This window comes from Pseudomonas sp. A34-9 (assembly GCF_029543085.1).
GTDB lineage: Bacteria > Pseudomonadota > Gammaproteobacteria > Pseudomonadales > Pseudomonadaceae > Aquipseudomonas.
Window position 1 is genome coordinate 3,008,101 of record NZ_CP119967.1, and the last position, 16,518, is coordinate 3,024,618.

The following is a 16,518-nucleotide window of genomic DNA, read 5'->3' on the forward strand; positions in this document are numbered from 1 at the left end:
CGCACTCGCAGCATCCGGTTTTCCGACACCCGACTATCGTAGATAACGCGGCCCCCGAGCCTTTGCGTTGCGCTTTGCCGTGTCCGGCAGCCTGAATCAACCGAGAGAGATAGAGACGTTTTATGGAATGGTTAGCGGATCCCACGGCCTGGTTAGGCTTGTTGACTTTGATCGTGCTGGAACTGGTGCTGGGTATCGACAACCTGGTGTTCATCGCAATCCTCGCGGACAAACTGCCGCCGCATCAACGTGACCGTGCGCGGATTATCGGCCTGTCGCTGGCGCTGATCATGCGCCTGGGTCTGTTGGCGAGTATTTCCTGGCTGGTCACCCTCACGCAGCCGTTGTTCGAGGTGTTCGACAAGAGCTTCTCCGGCCGTGACCTGATCATGCTGTTCGGTGGTGTGTTCCTGTTGTTCAAGGCCACCATGGAATTGCACGAACGCCTTGAAGGTCACGTCGGCGAGCGCACGAGCAACAGCGCTTATGCCATGTTCTGGCCGATCGTCGCGCAGATCGTGGTGCTCGACGCGGTGTTCTCCCTCGATGCGGTGATCACCGCCGTGGGCATGGTCGATGAACTGGCGGTGATGATGATCGCCGTGATCATCTCGATTGGCTTGATGATCGTCGCCAGCAAGCCGCTGACGCGCTTCGTCAACGCGCACCCGACGGTGATCATGCTGTGTCTGGGCTTCCTGATGATGATCGGTTTTGCCCTGACCGCTGAAGGTCTGGGCTTCCACATTCCGAAAGGTTATCTGTACGCCGCCATCGGCTTCTCGATTCTGATCGAGGTGTTCAACCAGATCGCCCGGGCTCGGCGCAAGCGTTCGATGCAAGGCTTGCGGCCGATGCGCGAGCGCACGGCTCATGCGGTCATGCGTTTGCTGGGCGGGCGCAAACTGGCGGTGGAAGAGGTTGGCGAGGAACTCTCCGACCTGCTCGACGACGGTGACGCGCCAAGTGCCGAACTGTTCGATCGTCGCGAACGGGTGATGATCAGCGGTGTGCTGCAACTGGCCGAGCGCCCGATTCGTGGACTGATGACCGTGCGTGCCGATGTCGACACTCTTGATCTGGCGGATGATCGCGAGGCGATTCGTACCCGCTTGATGCACTCGTCCTATTCGCGTCTGCCGTTGATTCGCAACGGTGCGGTGGATGAGCCCTTGGGCTTCGTGCACAAGAAGGAACTGCTCAAGGAGTACCTGGCGGGTGCCGAGCCGAACCTGGAACATTTGGCGCGCAAAACCCTCAACCTGCTCGACAGCTATTCGATCCTCAACGCGCTGGAGCAGATGCGCGCGGCCTCGACGCATATTGCCTTCGTGGTCAACGAATTCGGTGATTTTGTCGGTGTGTTGACCATGACCGACATTCTCGAATCGATCGCCGGTGAGCTGCCGGACGCCAGCGAAATCGAAGGCCCGGACGTGATCGAGGAGCAGGGCGGGTTTATGGTCAGCGGCGCGTTGAACCTGGCGCGTGTGCGCCAGCGCACCGGGTTTGGCGCCGAAGCGACCGAGGACTATCAGACCATGGCCGGGTTGGTGATGAGCCTTCTGGATCGTCTCCCGGTCATTGGTGATCGCCTGGAGCATGCAGGCTGGCACATGACGGTCAAAGCCGTGGAAGAGCGGCGGGTGACTCGGGTGTTGTTGGTGCGCGACTCTGCGTAAGTCAGCATTCTTGCGCTGACGGTGCCGGCCCATTCGCGGGCAAGCCCGCTCCCACAGTGTCCGCGTCGTACACGAAATTTGCGGACACCGATGAGCCCTGTGGGAGCGGGCTTGCCCGCGAAAGCGAATGGTCAGGCGCCGCTGAGCCGCCGGCGCGCACGTGGGACGGTGCAAAGGTTACGCAAAGTGCGACGAAGCCAGCTCAGGTCATGGCGCTGCTTTCGCTGCACCGCCGGTGCTTTTGTCTTGCCGATGTGCTGGGCAAAGTCCGCCGCCAGAGTCTCCTCCGAACCGATGCCTTTGAGTTTTTTCAGCAGCTTGCCATTCTTGTAAAACAGCACTGTCGGCGTGCCCGTGACCTGCGGATGGCGTGGCGACTCACTGGTGTTGAGCATGTAGATATTGGCGCGATGCCGGTACGGCTCGGCAGTCTGCCTGAAGATCGGCCCGGCCCATTCGCAGGCCGGGCAGTGCTCGTTGGCAAAGTACAGAATGACGGGCCGCCAGGTTTTAAGCGCTTTGCGGTAGGTGGGTGGCAACGTGGAGAGGGGGATATTCGCGTTCATCAGAATCTCCTTTTCTGCTGCTGTATGGGTTGACGGTAATCCAGTGCGATCCCTATGCCTACTGTCAGAGTTGACAGGTGTAGCGCGCCCGGTTTTGTGCCATGCGCGCCGAAATGTGGCGCGAATACTCGTCGTGTGTAGCAAACGGTAGCGGGTCTTCAGAGTGCTTTTCGTAACAGCGCCCCTGTCTGTTTTTGCATGTCTTTGATTTGAAAACATTTCGTTCCTCTACAGATTCTTGACCAATCCTGTGGCACACTTTCTGCTGTCTATTCCGTAGTAACAAACCGTGTTCCGGTATAGCGGAATAAACACCATCCTGGAGTGCTTGCCATGCATCGCCGACCTTCCTTGTTCAAAGCGTGTGTTTTTGTTCTCGCGGCTTCGTCCGCTGTCATGGGTATGGCCCAGGCAGCCGACAGCAAGCTCGACAGTGTTCTGGCCCGTGGCAAATTGATCGTGGGCACCGGCAGCACCAATGCGCCGTGGCACTTTCAGGGCGCGGACGGCAAGTTGCAGGGCTTTGATATCGACATCGCCCGCATCGTTGCCAAAGGTCTGTTCAACGACCCGAGCAAGGTCGAGTTCGTCGTGCAGTCGTCCGATGCGCGAATTCCCAACCTGCTCACCGACAAGGTCGACATGAGCTGTCAGTTCATCACCGTCACCGCCAGCCGTGCGCAGCAGGTGGCGTTCACCCTGCCGTACTACCGCGAAGGCGTCGGCCTGCTGCTACCGAACAACAGCAAGTACAAGGAAATCGAAGACCTGCAAGCCGCCGGCGACAGCGTCACCGTGGCGGTGCTGCAAAACGTCTACGCAGAAGAACTGGTGCATCAGGCCTTGCCCAAAGCCAAGGTCGATCAATACGACAGCGTCGACCTGATGTACCAGGCGGTGAACTCTGGCCGTGCTGATGCCGCCGCCACTGACCAGTCTTCGGTCAAGTACCTGATGGTGCAGAACCCTGGCCGCTACCGCAGCCCAAGCTATGCGTGGAGCCCGCAGACCTACGCCTGCGCAGTCAAACGCGGCGATCAGGACTGGCTGAACTTCGTCAACACCGCGTTGCACGAAGCCATGACCGGGGTTGAATTCCCGACCTACGCGGCATCGTTCAAGCAATGGTTCGGTGTTGATCTGCCGTCGCCTGCGATCGGTTTCCCAGTCGAATTCAAATGATCCCGTGAGAGTGGGGCGATGCACGTCGCCCCGCTCAAGGTACTGCTGACCATGAACTATCAGTTGAACTTTGCCGCCGTGTGGCGCGATTTCGACACCTTGCTGGCGGGGCTCGGTCTGGGTCTTGAACTGGCATTGGTGTCGATCGCCATCGGCTGCGTGATCGGCCTGCTGATGGCGTTTGCCTTGCTCTCGAAGCATCGCGCCTTGCGGGTGCTGGCCTCGATATATGTCACGGTGATTCGCAACACGCCGATTCTGGTGTTGATTCTGTTGATTTACTTCGCGCTGCCGAGTCTGGGAATTCGTCTGGACAAGATTCCGTCGTTCATCATCACGCTCTCGCTATATGCCGGGGCGTACCTGACTGAGGTGTTTCGCGGCGGTTTGTTGAGCATCCCTAAAGGCCAGCGCGAAGCCGGGCTGGCCATCGGTCTCGGCGAATGGCAGGTCAAGGCCTACGTCACCGTGCCGGTAATGTTGCGCAATGTGTTGCCGGCGTTGTCGAACAACTTCATTTCGCTGTTCAAGGACACTTCGCTGGCCGCCGCGATTGCGGTGCCGGAGCTGACCTATTACGCGCGCAAGATCAACGTCGAAAGCTACCGGGTGATCGAAACCTGGCTGGTGACCACGGCGTTGTATGTCGCGGCCTGTTACCTCATTGCCATGCTGCTGCGATACCTCGAGCAGCGTCTGGCAATCCGCCGATAGGAGGCTGCGATGTACGAATCGTCCAGTTGGTTACATGAGTTGTGGGTCGCGCGCGAACCGCTTTGGCAGGGCTTTTTGACCAGTGTGCAGGTATCGGCGCTGGCCATTCTGCTCGGCACGATGCTTGGCGTGGTGGCCGGTCTGGTGCTGACGTATGGCAAGTTCTGGATGCGCGCACCGTTTCGTTTTTATGTCGACCTGATTCGCGGCACGCCGGTGTTTGTGCTGGTACTGGCCTGCTTCTATATGGCGCCTGCGCTCGGCTGGCAGATCAGCGCATTTCAGGCCGGAGCCTTGGGCCTGACGCTGTTTTGTGGCTCGCACGTCGCTGAAATTGTCCGTGGTGCGCTGCAAGCCTTGCCGCGCGGGCAGATGGAAGCGAGCAAGGCCATCGGCCTGACGTTCTACCAATCGCTCGGTTACGTGCTGTTACCCCAGGCACTGCGGCAGATCCTGCCGACGTGGGTCAACTCGTCGACCGAAATCGTCAAGGCCTCGACCTTGCTCTCGGTGATCGGCGTGGCCGAATTGCTGCTCAGCACCCAACAGATCATCGCCCGGAACTTCATGACTCTGCAGTTCTATCTGTTCGCCGGTTTTCTGTTCTTCGTCATCAACTACGGCATCGAATTACTCGGCCGGCACATTGAAAAGCGGGTGGCCCTGCCATGACTCAAGCTCAAGTTTCCCCCCAGAATCAGGCGTTGCTGGACATTCGTGGCCTGCACAAACAGTACGGCGCGGTCGAAGTGCTCAAAGGTGTCGATCTGAGCATGCAGCGTGGCAACGTGGTCACGCTGATCGGCTCCAGCGGTTCGGGCAAAACCACATTGCTGCGTTGCGTGAACATGCTCGAGGAATTCCAGGGTGGACAGATACTGCTCGACGGTGAATCCATCGGCTATGACGAAGTCAACGGCAAGCGCATCCGCCACGCTGAAAAAGTCATCGCCCGCCATCGTGCGATGACCGGCATGGCGTTCCAGCAATTCAACCTGTTCCCGCATCTGACCGCGTTGCAGAACGTCACCCTGGGCCTGCTCAAGGTGAAGAAGATGCACAAGGACGAAGCCGTGGTTCTCGCCGAGAAATGGCTGGAGCGCGTCGGCCTGCTGGAACGGCGCAATCACTTTCCCGGGCAGTTGTCCGGCGGTCAGCAACAGCGCGTGGCGATTGCCCGGGCGATTGCGATGAACCCGAGTTTGATGCTGTTCGACGAAGTCACCTCGGCGCTCGACCCGGAACTGGTCGGCGAAGTGCTCAACGTGATCAAAGGCCTGGCCGAAGACGGCATGACCATGTTGCTGGTGACCCACGAAATGCGTTTTGCCTTCGAGGTCTCGGACAAGATCGTTTTCATGAATCAAGGGCGGATCGAAGAGCAGGGGCCTCCCAAGGACCTGTTCGAACGCCCGCAATCGCCGCGTCTGGCTGAGTTTCTCAAGAGCACGCGGTTTTGACTTTCGTTTTGTAATCAGGAGAAGTACCCATGAGCATTACGCGTTACGGCACCGGCAGCACCGCCGCTGGCGGCCAGCCACGTCCATTCGCTCGCGCTGTTGAAGCGGATGGCTGGCTGCATGTGTCCGGCCAGGTGCCGGCGGTGGATGGCGAGATTATTGTGGGCGGCATCGTCGAGCAGACCCATCAGACCATGAAGAACCTGATCGCGATTCTCGAAGAGGCCGGTTATGGCCTGGAAGATGTCGTGCGTGCCGGGGTGTGGCTGGACGATCCGCGTGATTTCAGCAGTTTCAACAAGGTGTTCGGCGAGTATTTCAAGCCTGAGCACGCGCCGGCGCGGGCCTGTGTGCAGGCGAGCATGATGGTTGACTGCAAGGTCGAGATCGATTGCATTGCGTACAAGAAAAAGGCTTGAGATATGTGGCGTCGCTGAGGCCGTAGCCCCTCACCCTAGCCCTCTCCCCCAGGAGAGGGGACTGATTTGTATCGATGCAGATGGGTGTGCCAGACGATGGCATTTGCATCGATACGGTCAGGCTCCCTCTCCCCCTGGGAGAGGGCGGGGGGTGAGGGCAGCGATCCAACTGACACAACGCCAAGGGCCAGTTACCATCCCGGCCTCTTTTATGGGAACAACAGAAATGACCGAAGACACCATCAAGCGCCGGGCCCGTGGTCTGGACCGGGCGTTCGATATCCTCGACTTCCTCAAGGAAATCGGCCAGCCGTTGCGCCCCAACGACATCGCCAACGGTATCGGCAGCCCGAAATCCACGGTCTACGAACTGGTCGCTGCGCTGCTCGAACGACGAATTCTGGAGCCGGTGGGCAAGGACGGTCATGTCTATCTCGGCCGGCAGTTGTATTTCCTCGGTCAGGCGCATCTGCGCCATTTCGACCTCAGCCGCGAGGCCGATCATGCCTTGCAGGAGATCGTCAGTCAGACCCATGAAACCGCGCAGATGTGCCTGCTCAACGGGCGCAAATACACGGTGGCGTTGATGAAGGAGGGCGAGCGGCATTTCCGCATTTCCTCCGACATCGGTGAAAACGCCCCCATTCCCTGGACGGCTTCCGGTCGCTTGCTGCTCGCGCACTTGAGTGATCAGCAGATCATCGACCTGATCGACGAAGACGACTACATCCTGCCCGATGGCGAACGCTTGCCGGTGGAGGAGTTTCTGGCGCAAATCCGTCAGGCCGGCATCGATGGTTTTTTCTCTTTCGACAGTGTTGCCGATACCTTCACCCATTGCTTCGCCGCACCGGTCAAAGACCCTCAAGGCGTAGCGATTTGCACGTTGTGCATCGTCGCTCCACGGGCCGATGCGAAGAACAATTACAACGACTATCGCCGGGTTCTGATGGAGAGCGCCAACAGCCTCGCCCGGCGCATCAACGAATAATCGCGGCGGCCTGCCGCCGTGAACACGAGGAGTTCGACCATGACGACTGCCATCAATTCTGCTGTGGAAAAGGGCGCCGCCGCCATCGGCGCGCAACTGGTACGCGACGTCAGCCTGCCGGCGCTGGTGCTGCACCGCGAAGCGTTGGAGCACAACATCCGCTGGATGCAAAAGTTTGTCAGCGACAGCGGTGCCGAACTGGCGCCTCACGGCAAAACCAGCATGACCCCGGCACTGTTCAAGCGTCAGCTCGACGCCGGCGCGTGGGGCATCACCCTCGCCAGCGCGACCCAGACCCGCGCCGCTTACACCCATGGCGTACGCCGCGTGCTGATGGCCAACCAATTGGTCGGCACACCGAACATGGCATTGATCGCCGATCTGCTGGCGGATCCGTCGTTCGATTTCTATTGCATGGTCGATCATCCGGACAACGTCGCGGATCTCGGCGCCTACTTCGCCTCGCGCGGCGTGAAGCTGAACGTGATGATCGAATACGGTGTGGTCGGCGGGCGTTGCGGCTGCCGCAGCGAGCACGAAGTCATCGAACTGGCCAAGGCGATCAACGCGCAACCGGCGCTGGCCCTGACCGGCATTGAAGGTTATGAAGGGGTGATTCACGGCGATCACGCGGTCAGCGGGATTCGTGAATTTGCCGCATCCCTGGTGCGTCTGGCGGTGCAGTTGCAGAACAGCGGCGCGTTTGCCATCGCCAAACCGATCATCACCGCCTCGGGTTCGGCCTGGTACGACCTGATTGCCGAATCGTTCGAAGCGCAAAACGCGGCGGGGCGTTTCCTCAGCGTGTTGCGTCCGGGCAGTTACGTGGCCCACGACCATGGCATCTACAAAGAAGCGCAGTGCTGCGTGCTCGACCGCCGCAGCGATCTGCACGAAGGCTTGCGCCCGGCGCTGGAAGTCTGGGCGCACGTGCAGTCGCTGCCGGAACCGGGGTTTGCGGTGATTGCACTGGGCAAGCGTGATGTTGCGTTCGATGCCGGTTTGCCGGTGCCGTTGCTGCGTTACAAGGCGGGTGTGGTGCCGGCGCTGGGTGAGGATGTCGGCGCGTGCAAGGTCACGGCGGTGATGGATCAGCATGCGTTCATGACGGTGGCGCCGGGTGTGGAATTGCGCGTTGGCGACATCATTTCCTTTGGTACGTCGCACCCGTGCCTGACGTTCGACAAGTGGCGTGTGGGGTTGTTGGTGGATGAGCAGTTGGCGGTGATCGAGAGCATGGAGACCTGCTTCTAAGACTTGAAACCGAGTCGCGGCCATTCGCGAGCCTGCTCGCGAAGGCGCCAGTCCAGACACCATCGATCAACCAGAGACACCCAAAGATGAACACCCTCAGCCCCCTGGGTCCGAACACCCCGCGCATCGCCCTGATCGGCGAATGCATGATCGAACTGCAGCAACGCGCCGACGGCAGCCTGCAGCAAAGCTTCGGCGGCGACACCCTGAATACGGCGGTGTACCTGGCCCGCGCAATGGGCGAGAAAGCGCAGGTCGACTACGTCACCGCATTGGGTGATGACAGCTTCAGCGACGCCATGTGCCAGATCTGGTCCGACGAAGGCATTGGCCTTGAAAGGGTGCAGCGCCTGCCGGGGCGCTTGCCGGGCCTGTATTGCATTCAGACCGACGCCCACGGCGAGCGTCGTTTCCTGTACTGGCGCAACGAAGCAGCGGTGCGCGACTGTTTCACCACGCCGGCCGCCGCGCCGACTCTCGCGGCATTGCCGGATTACGATGTGTTGTATTTCAGCGGCATCACCCTGGCTGTGCTCGGCGCATCGGGCCGGGAAAAACTGATCCAGACCTTGATCGAAGCGCGGCAGCGTGATGCGCGCATCGTCTTCGATAACAACTACCGGCCACGGTTGTGGGCTTGTGTAGACGACGCGCGAGCGGCGTATCGCAGCGTGTTGCCCTACGTCGATCTGGCGTTATTGACGGTGGATGACGAACAGGCGCTGTTCGGTTTCACGGATTGCGAGGCGGTGTTTGATGCGTACACGCAGTTCGGCACGCCGGAAGTGGTGCTCAAGCGTGGCGCCGAGGCGTGTCTGATTCGCTGTGATGGTGAGGCATTTGCAGTGCCGGCGCAGAAGGTCGCGAAGGTGGTGGACACCACGGCGGCGGGGGATTCGTTCAGTGCGGCGTATCTGGCCAGTCGATTGCTTGGGGGGAGTCCGGCAGAGGCTGCCGAGGCAGGGCACTGGCTGGCCAGCAAGGTGATTCAGGTGCCTGGGGCATTGATTCCCAGAACCTGAAGGGCAATCCCTGTAGGAGCTGCCGAAGGCTGCGATCTGTTGATCTTGATCTTGTTTTCAAGATCAAAGTCAAAGTCAAAAGATCGCAGCCTCGTTTCACTCGACAGCTCCTACACAGCTCCTACACAGCTCCTGCACGGCTTTAGTCGCGGTAGAACACCTGCACCAGGTGATACCCGAACTTGCTCTTGATCGGCCCATGCACAGTGCGCAGCGGTTTCTTGAAGATCACCGCATCAATCGCCCCGACCATCTGCCCTGGCCGCACTTCACCCAGATCGCCGCCGCGTTTGCCGGACGGGCAGGTCGAAAATTTCTTCGCCAGCACATCAAACGCTTCACCCTTGGCGATGCGTTGTTTGAGCTGTTCGGCCTCTTCGGCGGTTTTCACCAGAATGTGGCGGGCTTGGGCTTTCATCGTGCGGTACCTGATAACGGGGTGACGGCGGGGCGCGGATTATGCCTCAAGTCACGCGGTTTGGCTGATCATCGTGCGGATCTTGCTGGCCAGCAGCTCAATGGCAAACGGTTTGGCGACCATGTCCATGCCGTCCTCGAGAAACCCCTGACGCTCGGCGGCTTTTTGCGCATAACCGGTCATGAACAACACCTTGAGGCCCGGCCGATGCTGGCGGGCAATCTCCGCCAACTGCCGGCCGTTCATGCCTGGCAGGCCGACGTCGGTCACCAGCAGGTCCACGCGCAGATCAGACTCGAGCAGGGGCAGGGCGGTCTTCGCATCCTCGGCTTCGTAGGCTTGATAACCCAACTCCCGGAGCAGATCGAGCACCAGCATGCGCACCGCCGGGTCATCTTCGACGACCACCACGGTTTCACCGGTTGCCGTCGTCGGCGCTTGTTCGAACGGCACGGTAACCGGCTGTTCCGGTTCGATGCCGTGCAACCGCGGCAAGTACAAGCGCACACAAGTGCCCTGGCCCGGCAGGCTGTCGAGGCTGACATGCCCACCCGATTGTTGGGCAAAACCATAAATCATCGACAGGCCCAGCCCGGTGCCCTGACCAATGGGCTTGGTGGTGAAAAACGGATCGAAGGCCTTGGAACGTACGGACGGCGTCATGCCGGTGCCGTTGTCGCTGACCGCCAGCATCAGGTAATCGCCGGCCTTGACCGGTTCGAGCGTGGTGATATCGCTGCCGTCGAGATAGACGTTGGCCGTCTCGATCAACAACTCGCCGCCATCGGGCATGGCATCGCGGGCATTGATTACCAGGTTGAGCAGGGCGTTTTCCAATTGACTGACGTCGGTGCTGACCGGCCACACATTTTCGGCCAGACGCAGGGTGAGTTCGATCGGATCGCCCTTGGTGCGGCGGATCAGGTCTTCGAGCGAATGCACCAGTTCATTGACGTCGAGGGTTTTGCGATCCAGCGATTGGCGACGTGAAAACGCCAACAGGCGATGGGTCAACGCTGCCGCACGGTTGGCCGATGACACCGCCGCTTCGGTAAAACGACCAATCTCGTCGGCCCGGCCGTTGGCGATGTAGCGCTGCATCAAATCCAGGCTGCCAATGATGCCGGTGAGCATGTTGTTGAAGTCGTGGGCGATACCGCCGGTGAGCTGACCGACAGCCTCCATTTTCTGCGCGTGGCGCAAGGCATCTTCGGCGCGCTCGCGTTCGAACATCTCGTTCTGCAAACGCTGGTTAGCCTGGGCCAATTGTTCGGTACGGGCGCTGACCCGCTCTTCCAGGGTTTCGTTGAGATTGCGCAAGGCCTCTTCGGTTTTTTTGCGCTCGGTTTCGTCGATGACAAAGATATAGAAACCACTGATCGCGCCGTCGGCGGCGTAACGCGGCAGGTAATTCATCAGCGCGTGGCGATTGCTGCCATCGCGGTGCGGGGTGTACAGGCTGAATGAGCACGGTCTGCCGGCCAGCGCCTCGGCAATGTAGGGCAGGCGCAGGAAATACGCTTCTTCACCGATGACTTCGCGAATTGTGCGGCCGTATAGTTCCTGTGGCGTCAGACCGTACCAGTCCAGATAGGCCGCGTTGTTCAGGCGAAAGCGCTCTTCACAGTCGACATAACTGATCAGGATCGGCATGGCATTGATGATCAGCTGCAGTTCGGTCTGGCTCTGGCGCAGCGCCTGTTCGGTGTGTTTGCGTTCGGTCAGGTCCAGCGCCGCCCCGAGGAATCGCATGGGCCGGCCATGATGATCCTTGTAGCAGCGCCCTCGGGCGAACACCCAGCGCACCTCGCCGTCGGCCTGCAGCAAGCGATATTCCTCAGCGTATTCGGTGCCGTGGGTGATGCAGTGTTTGATGCTGCGCGCAATCATGGCGCGGTCTTCAGGGTGAACGCCTTGCAAGTAATCGCTGATCGGCAACTGGTCGGCAAGACTTGGGTCGATGCCATGCAACTGGGCAAAGTGCGCATCGGCGATGAAGCGATCTTCGCCGATGTCCCAATCCCAGGTGCCGACGGCATCCGTTGCGGCCAACGCCAGTTGCAGGCGCTCTTCGGTTTCCCGCTGAGCCTTGAGGCTTTCCTCGGAGCGTCGCTGCAGTTCCAGAGCGATGCGTCGGCGTTCGTTGGTTTCAATGGCGGTGACCAGAATCCCCGCGACTTGCGCGGTCTCATCGCGGATCGGACTGTAGGTCAAATCCAGCCAGAAGTCGGACTCTTTGCCTTCGCGCTGCAGGGTGAAGCGTCTTTCGCTGTAGGTGCGTACCTGACCTTGTAGGACGGCGCTGTAAATCGGGTCGGTAAAGTCGCGAAGTTCCGGCCAGATCAGGTGCGCAGGCTGTCCGAAAGCGTGCGGATGCTTGTGGCCGGCGAGCAGGGCGAAACCGTTGTTGTAGATCTGCGTGAGTTGCGGGCCCCACAACAGCAGCATCGGCATGGGCGAGTGAATCACGATGTCCACCGCCGTGCGCAGGCTCTGCGGCCAGTTGCCGGCAGCGCCCAGCGGGCTGCGGCTCCAGTCGGTACGGGCGATCAGTGCCTGAGCGTCGTCGGTGTTCGGTGCAGCATTCATTGCATCAGTCCTGAGCGTGGTTCGATGAGGCGACGTCTATCATTGTTGCAGTTGAACTGCGCCAGGCGCAGGTCATTTTCTGTTTATTGAATGCTTCGCGGGTGCTTTTTGCCATGGAAATCGATGCACTGTTGTCAATTTTGTCCAATAAAAACGGTTCGGATCTGTTCCTCTCCACGGGAGCACCGCCCAGTGCGCGTGTCGACGGCGTACTGACGGCGTTGAGCGAGCGGCCTTTCAAGAATGGTGAGACCGCCGCCATCGCCACCTCCCTGATGGACGCCGAGCAGCGACGGGAGTTCGACCGGGATCTGGAAATGAACCTGGCGATTTCGCGAACGGGCATCGGACGTTTTCGTGTGAACATTTTCAAACAGCGCAACGATGTCTCGATCGTCATTCGCAATGTCAGACTCGACATTCCGCGTTTCGCTGATCTGAAACTGCCAGCGGTACTGCTTGAAACCGTCATGCTCAAGCAAGGGCTGATTCTGTTCGTCGGTGCCACCGACTCCGGCAAATCGACGTCGCTGGCTGCGCTGATCGACCACCGCAATCGCCACAGCAGCGGGCACATCATCACCATCGAGGATCCGATCGAGTACATCCATCGCCATCAGCGTTCGATCATCAATCAGCGGGAAGTCGGGGTCGATACGCGCAGCTTCCACGCCGCCTTGAAAAACACGCTGCGCCAGGCCCCGGATGTCGTGCTGATCGGCGAAATCCGTGACCGCGAAACCATGGAGCATGCCTTGGCGTTTGCCGATACCGGGCATTTGGTGTTGTCGACGTTGCACGCCATTAATGCCAATCAGGCGCTGGACCGGATCATCAACATGTTCGCGCAAGAGCGGCGGCCGCAGCTGTTGCAGACGTTGGGTAATAATCTTAAAGCCTGCGTCTCGCAACGTCTTGTCAGGACCAAGGATGGGCAGAGACGCGCTGCAGTGGAGATATTGCTGGGTACCCCGACTATCAGTGATCTCGTGCGCCACAACGAATTGGGCGACCTCAAAGCCATGATGGAAAAATCCGCGGAAGCGGGTATGCAGACGTTTGATCAGTCATTGTTCGAGCTGGTTGAAGAGGGCGCGATCAATGAGGACGATGCGTTGAAATATTCCGATTCGGCCAATAACTTGAAGTTGAGGATAAAGCTGCATCGAGAGGCCGTCGGCAAAGATAACCCGTCAAGCAGTGATTGGGGGCTGATGGACTGATGCGGCGGATGCAAATGCCGGGCGAGGCGCACATACAACGGTCGAACTCAGGGTTATCGCGCTCGACATCAATCGTACTGCGCACTCCAGGGGCCTGGCGGAGCAACCATTCTATAAGTGCAACTCGCGGCGATCCCGAAACTGCTCCAGCGCTTCGGGATTGGCCAACGCATCGGTGTTCTTCACTGGCCGTCCATGCACTATCTCGCGCACGGCCAGTTCGACAACCTTGCCGCTGATGGTGCGTGGAATGTCCGTCACCGCCACGATCTTCGCGGGTACGTGCCTTGGGGTGGTATTGGCGCGGATCACCTGACGGATGCGCTGCTCCAGCGCCTCATCCAGTGTCAGCCCTTCCCGCAACCTGACAAACAGCACAACCCGCACGTCATCCTGCCACTGCTGGCCGATGGCGACGCTGTCCAGCACTTCGGCGACTTTCTCGACCTGGCGATAAATCTCTGCCGTGCCAATGCGCACGCCACCCGGATTGAGCACGGCGTCGGAGCGGCCATGGATGAGCATCCCGCCGTGCGGCCGTTGCTCGGCGTAATCACCCTGGGCCCAGACCCCGGGAAACAGGCTGAAATACGATTGCCGCAGTTTTGCGCCGTCAGGGTCATTCCACAAACGGATCGGCATGGCCGGGAAATGCCGGGTGCAGACCAGTTCGCCTTTTTCGCCAACCACCGGTTGGCCGGCGTCGTTCCAGACTTCCACCGCCATGCCCAGGCTCTTGCCCATGATCTCGCCGCGCCGCACTGGCGACATCGGGTTGCCATTGACGAAGCACGAGACGATATCAGTGCCGCCCGACATCGACGCCAGGCACACATCGGGTTTGAAGTCTCGATAGACGAAGTCATAGCTTTGTGGCGACAGCGCCGAACCGGTACACAGCAGCGTCTTCAGGCTGCCCAGATCATGGCTTTCGCGAGGTATGGCGCCGCTGCTTTCCAGGGTAGCGAGAAACTTGGGGCTGGTGCCAAACACGCTGATGCGCTCATCGTCGATCAAGTCGAGCAAACGCTGGTTATCCGGGTGAAACGGCGAGCCGTCGTACAGCACCACGGCGCTGCCGACTGCGAGCGCCGAGACCAGCCAGTTCCACATCATCCAGCCGCAGGTCGTGTAGTAGAACAGTCGATCCCCTGGGCCGAGATCACAATGCAGACCGTGTTCCTTGACGTGTTGCAGCAGCACGCCGCCGGTGCTGTGGATGATGCATTTCGGCACACCGGTGGTGCCGCTGGAATACAGCACGTACAACGGATGATTAAACGGCACCGCGACAAAGTCTGGTTCGCCGACCGCCGCATAAAAATCGCCCCACAAGGTCACGTCGGCGTCGGTGCGGTAAGTCTCTACCCGAGCGTGCGGGTGGGCGTACGGCACGATGATCAACTGCCTCAGCGTTGGCAGTTGCTCGAGTATTCCGTTGATTTTGTCGGTCTGGTCGATGGTCTTGCCGGCATAACGGTAAGCGGCGCAAGTGATCAGCACCTTCGGTTCGATCTGGCCGAAACGGTCGATCACGCCGTGGCTGCCGAAGTCCGGCGAGGAACACGACCAGATCGCGCCAAGGCTGGTGGTCGCCAGCATCGCCACCAGTGTCTGCCAGGTATTGGGCATGCACGCGGCGACACGATCGCCGATACCCACGCCGGCGGCCTGCAAACTGGCCTGAAACCCAGCGACATGCTCGGCGAGTTCGCCCCAGGTCAATTGCTCGCGTTGACCGTTCTCCGCCACGCTGATCACCGCCACGGCATCGTCACGCCGCCGCAGCAGGTGTTCGGCGAAGTTCAGCGTGGCGCCGGGAAACCACTCGGCGTCGGGCATGTGTGGGCCTTCGCGCAGCACTGCATCGGGCTGAGTGTGGAAGCGGATATCAAAGAAATCGACGATCGCCTGCCAGAACGCCTCGCGCTGCTCGACGCTCCATTGGTGCAGGGCCGGGTAGTCGGCGAGTTTCAGCTGATGGCGTTGATTGACCGCGCGGCGGAAGGTGTCCATGCGTGATTGGGCGATACGGTTGGCGTCGGGTTGCCAGAGGATGTCGGACATTGGTTGCCTCTTGTTATCTGATTTACACGCCGTGCTCGGGTGGTAAAACTATCTGATGCAGGAGTGAGCCTGTTCGCGATAGCGGTGTGTCAGACCCGTAACAGTTAACTGACATACCGCTATCGCGAGCAGGCGAAGGCCTACAAGGGCGCAGCATTACTGTGCCAGCCAGCCACCATCAATATTCCACGCCGCGCCGCGCACCTGGCTACCCGCCTCACTGCACAGGAACAACACCAACTCGCCCAGATGCTGCGGCGTGACGAACTCCAGCGACGGTTGTTTTTCGGCCAGCAAATCATGCTGCGCCTGCTGCGGATCGACACCCTTGGCCGCACGGTCATCGATCTGCTTCTGCACCAGCGGCGTCAACACCCAACCCGGGCAGATAGCATTGCAGGTGACATTGCTGGTCGCGGTTTCCAGGCCGACCACTTTGGTCAAACCGATCACGCCGTGCTTGGCGGCCACATAAGCCGCTTTGCCGGTCGAACCGACCTGGCCATGCACCGAGGCGATATTGATGATGCGTCCCCAGCCTTTGTCGCGCATCCCCGGCAGGCTCAGGCGGGTGCTGTGAAACACCGAAGACAGGTTGATGGCAATGATCGAATCCCAGCGCTCGACGGGGAATTCTTCCACGGCGGCGACATGCTGGATGCCGGCGTTGTTGACCAGAATGTCGACACCGCCGAACTCGCGCTCGGCGTAATTGATCATGTCAGCGATTTGCGCCGGGTCACTGACGTCCGCCGGATGATGGCCGACCTTGCCGCCGAATTGCCCGACCTCGGCGATGACTTTGGACGCATCGCCAAAGCCGTTGAGAATCAGATTCGCGCCAGCCTTGGCCAGGCTCAGTGCGATGCCCAGGCCGATGCCGCTGGTGGACCCGGTTACCAGTGCAGTCTTGCCGGAAAGAGTGGTCATG

Annotated in this window: 15 protein-coding genes; 10 read left to right on the forward strand and 5 right to left on the reverse strand. The window is 60.0% G+C overall.

Annotation, left to right across the window (positions count from 1 at the left end; translation table 11 throughout):
- Positions 1-122: 122 nt before the first annotated feature.
- Positions 123-1,682 carry a TerC family protein gene (locus P3G59_RS13385; protein WP_277761929.1) on the forward strand — a complete coding sequence of 520 codons (1,560 nt, stop codon included), beginning with the start codon at positions 123-125 and terminating at the stop codon, positions 1,680-1,682.
- Between the two features lie 131 nt (positions 1,683-1,813).
- Here P3G59_RS13385 and P3G59_RS13390 read toward each other — a convergent pair whose 3' ends face one another.
- Positions 1,814-2,248 (reverse strand): thioredoxin family protein, encoded by a 435-nt coding sequence (locus P3G59_RS13390; RefSeq protein ID WP_277761930.1) that lies wholly within the window; start codon positions 2,246-2,248, stop codon positions 1,814-1,816.
- A 333-nt stretch (positions 2,249-2,581) separates the two neighbouring features.
- Here P3G59_RS13390 and P3G59_RS13395 point away from each other — a divergent pair, with 333 nt between their 5' ends.
- From P3G59_RS13395 to P3G59_RS13430, 8 genes are all read left to right on the forward strand, one after another.
- Positions 2,582-3,430, forward strand: a complete 849-nt coding sequence (locus tag P3G59_RS13395) for a transporter substrate-binding domain-containing protein (RefSeq protein WP_007912334.1) — start codon at positions 2,582-2,584, stop codon at positions 3,428-3,430.
- Positions 3,431-3,481: 51 nt separating this feature from the next.
- On the forward strand, positions 3,482-4,144 hold the full coding sequence (locus P3G59_RS13400) for an amino acid ABC transporter permease (RefSeq protein ID WP_277762147.1): 663 nt from the start codon (positions 3,482-3,484) through the stop codon (positions 4,142-4,144).
- A gap of 9 nt (positions 4,145-4,153) precedes the next feature.
- A complete protein-coding gene (locus P3G59_RS13405; RefSeq protein WP_277761931.1) occupies positions 4,154-4,816 on the forward strand; it encodes an amino acid ABC transporter permease in 663 nt (220 codons plus the stop codon).
- Positions 4,813-5,604, forward strand: a complete 792-nt coding sequence (locus P3G59_RS13410) for an amino acid ABC transporter ATP-binding protein (protein ID WP_277761932.1) — start codon at positions 4,813-4,815, stop codon at positions 5,602-5,604. Before P3G59_RS13405 ends, P3G59_RS13410 begins: the two co-directional genes overlap by 4 nt.
- 29 nt (positions 5,605-5,633) lie before the next feature.
- Positions 5,634-6,023 (forward strand): RidA family protein, encoded by a 390-nt coding sequence (locus P3G59_RS13415; protein WP_007912330.1) that lies wholly within the window; start codon positions 5,634-5,636, stop codon positions 6,021-6,023.
- A gap of 226 nt (positions 6,024-6,249) precedes the next feature.
- Positions 6,250-7,014 carry an IclR family transcriptional regulator gene (locus P3G59_RS13420; protein ID WP_277761933.1) on the forward strand — a complete coding sequence of 255 codons (765 nt, stop codon included), beginning with the start codon at positions 6,250-6,252 and terminating at the stop codon, positions 7,012-7,014.
- 39 nt (positions 7,015-7,053) lie between these two features.
- Positions 7,054-8,268 carry an amino acid deaminase gene (locus P3G59_RS13425; RefSeq protein ID WP_277761934.1) on the forward strand — a complete coding sequence of 405 codons (1,215 nt, stop codon included), beginning with the start codon at positions 7,054-7,056 and terminating at the stop codon, positions 8,266-8,268.
- Positions 8,269-8,354: 86 nt separating this feature from the next.
- Positions 8,355-9,290 carry a sugar kinase gene (locus P3G59_RS13430; RefSeq protein WP_277761935.1) on the forward strand — a complete coding sequence of 312 codons (936 nt, stop codon included), beginning with the start codon at positions 8,355-8,357 and terminating at the stop codon, positions 9,288-9,290.
- A gap of 142 nt (positions 9,291-9,432) precedes the next feature.
- Here the strand turns inward: P3G59_RS13430 and P3G59_RS13435 are convergent, their stop codons facing one another.
- A complete protein-coding gene (locus P3G59_RS13435) occupies positions 9,433-9,708 on the reverse strand; it encodes a peptidylprolyl isomerase (RefSeq protein ID WP_007912322.1) in 276 nt (91 codons plus the stop codon).
- Positions 9,709-9,759: 51 nt separating this feature from the next.
- Positions 9,760-12,297, reverse strand: a complete 2,538-nt coding sequence (locus P3G59_RS13440; protein WP_277761936.1) for a PAS domain S-box protein — start codon at positions 12,295-12,297, stop codon at positions 9,760-9,762.
- Between the two features lie 113 nt (positions 12,298-12,410).
- Here P3G59_RS13440 and P3G59_RS13445 point away from each other — a divergent pair, with 113 nt between their 5' ends.
- The gene (locus P3G59_RS13445; protein WP_277761937.1) at positions 12,411-13,520 is read left to right on the forward strand and encodes a PilT/PilU family type 4a pilus ATPase; all 1,110 of its coding nucleotides are present in this window, start codon (positions 12,411-12,413) and stop codon (positions 13,518-13,520) included.
- A 111-nt stretch (positions 13,521-13,631) separates the two neighbouring features.
- Here the strand turns inward: P3G59_RS13445 and P3G59_RS13450 are convergent, their stop codons facing one another.
- Together P3G59_RS13450 and hbdH are read right to left on the reverse strand one after the other, a co-directional pair.
- Entirely contained in the window at positions 13,632-15,587 is a 1,956-nt protein-coding gene (locus P3G59_RS13450) for an acetoacetate--CoA ligase (protein WP_277761938.1), read from the reverse strand.
- Between the two features lie 156 nt (positions 15,588-15,743).
- Entirely contained in the window at positions 15,744-16,517 is a 774-nt protein-coding gene (hbdH, locus tag P3G59_RS13455; protein ID WP_277761939.1) for a 3-hydroxybutyrate dehydrogenase, read from the reverse strand.
- Position 16,518 lies beyond the last annotated feature (1 nt).

Coding starts and splice junctions, on each gene's coding strand:
- P3G59_RS13440 (WP_277761936.1), bottom strand. CDS start 12,297: ATGAATGCTGCACCGAACACCGACGACGCTCAGGCACTGATCGCCCGT.
- P3G59_RS13425 (WP_277761934.1), top strand. CDS start 7,054: ATGACGACTGCCATCAATTCTGCTGTGGAAAAGGGCGCCGCCGCCATC.
- P3G59_RS13390 (WP_277761930.1), bottom strand. CDS start 2,248: ATGAACGCGAATATCCCCCTCTCCACGTTGCCACCCACCTACCGCAAA.
- P3G59_RS13385 (WP_277761929.1), top strand. CDS start 123: ATGGAATGGTTAGCGGATCCCACGGCCTGGTTAGGCTTGTTGACTTTG.
- P3G59_RS13405 (WP_277761931.1), top strand. CDS start 4,154: ATGTACGAATCGTCCAGTTGGTTACATGAGTTGTGGGTCGCGCGCGAA.
- hbdH (WP_277761939.1), bottom strand. CDS start 16,517: ATGACCACTCTTTCCGGCAAGACTGCACTGGTAACCGGGTCCACCAGC.
- P3G59_RS13395 (WP_007912334.1), top strand. CDS start 2,582: ATGCATCGCCGACCTTCCTTGTTCAAAGCGTGTGTTTTTGTTCTCGCG.
- P3G59_RS13420 (WP_277761933.1), top strand. CDS start 6,250: ATGACCGAAGACACCATCAAGCGCCGGGCCCGTGGTCTGGACCGGGCG.
- P3G59_RS13435 (WP_007912322.1), bottom strand. CDS start 9,708: ATGAAAGCCCAAGCCCGCCACATTCTGGTGAAAACCGCCGAAGAGGCC.
- P3G59_RS13430 (WP_277761935.1), top strand. CDS start 8,355: ATGAACACCCTCAGCCCCCTGGGTCCGAACACCCCGCGCATCGCCCTG.
- P3G59_RS13450 (WP_277761938.1), bottom strand. CDS start 15,587: ATGTCCGACATCCTCTGGCAACCCGACGCCAACCGTATCGCCCAATCA.
- P3G59_RS13445 (WP_277761937.1), top strand. CDS start 12,411: ATGGAAATCGATGCACTGTTGTCAATTTTGTCCAATAAAAACGGTTCG.
- P3G59_RS13400 (WP_277762147.1), top strand. CDS start 3,482: ATGAACTATCAGTTGAACTTTGCCGCCGTGTGGCGCGATTTCGACACC.
- P3G59_RS13415 (WP_007912330.1), top strand. CDS start 5,634: ATGAGCATTACGCGTTACGGCACCGGCAGCACCGCCGCTGGCGGCCAG.
- P3G59_RS13410 (WP_277761932.1), top strand. CDS start 4,813: ATGACTCAAGCTCAAGTTTCCCCCCAGAATCAGGCGTTGCTGGACATT.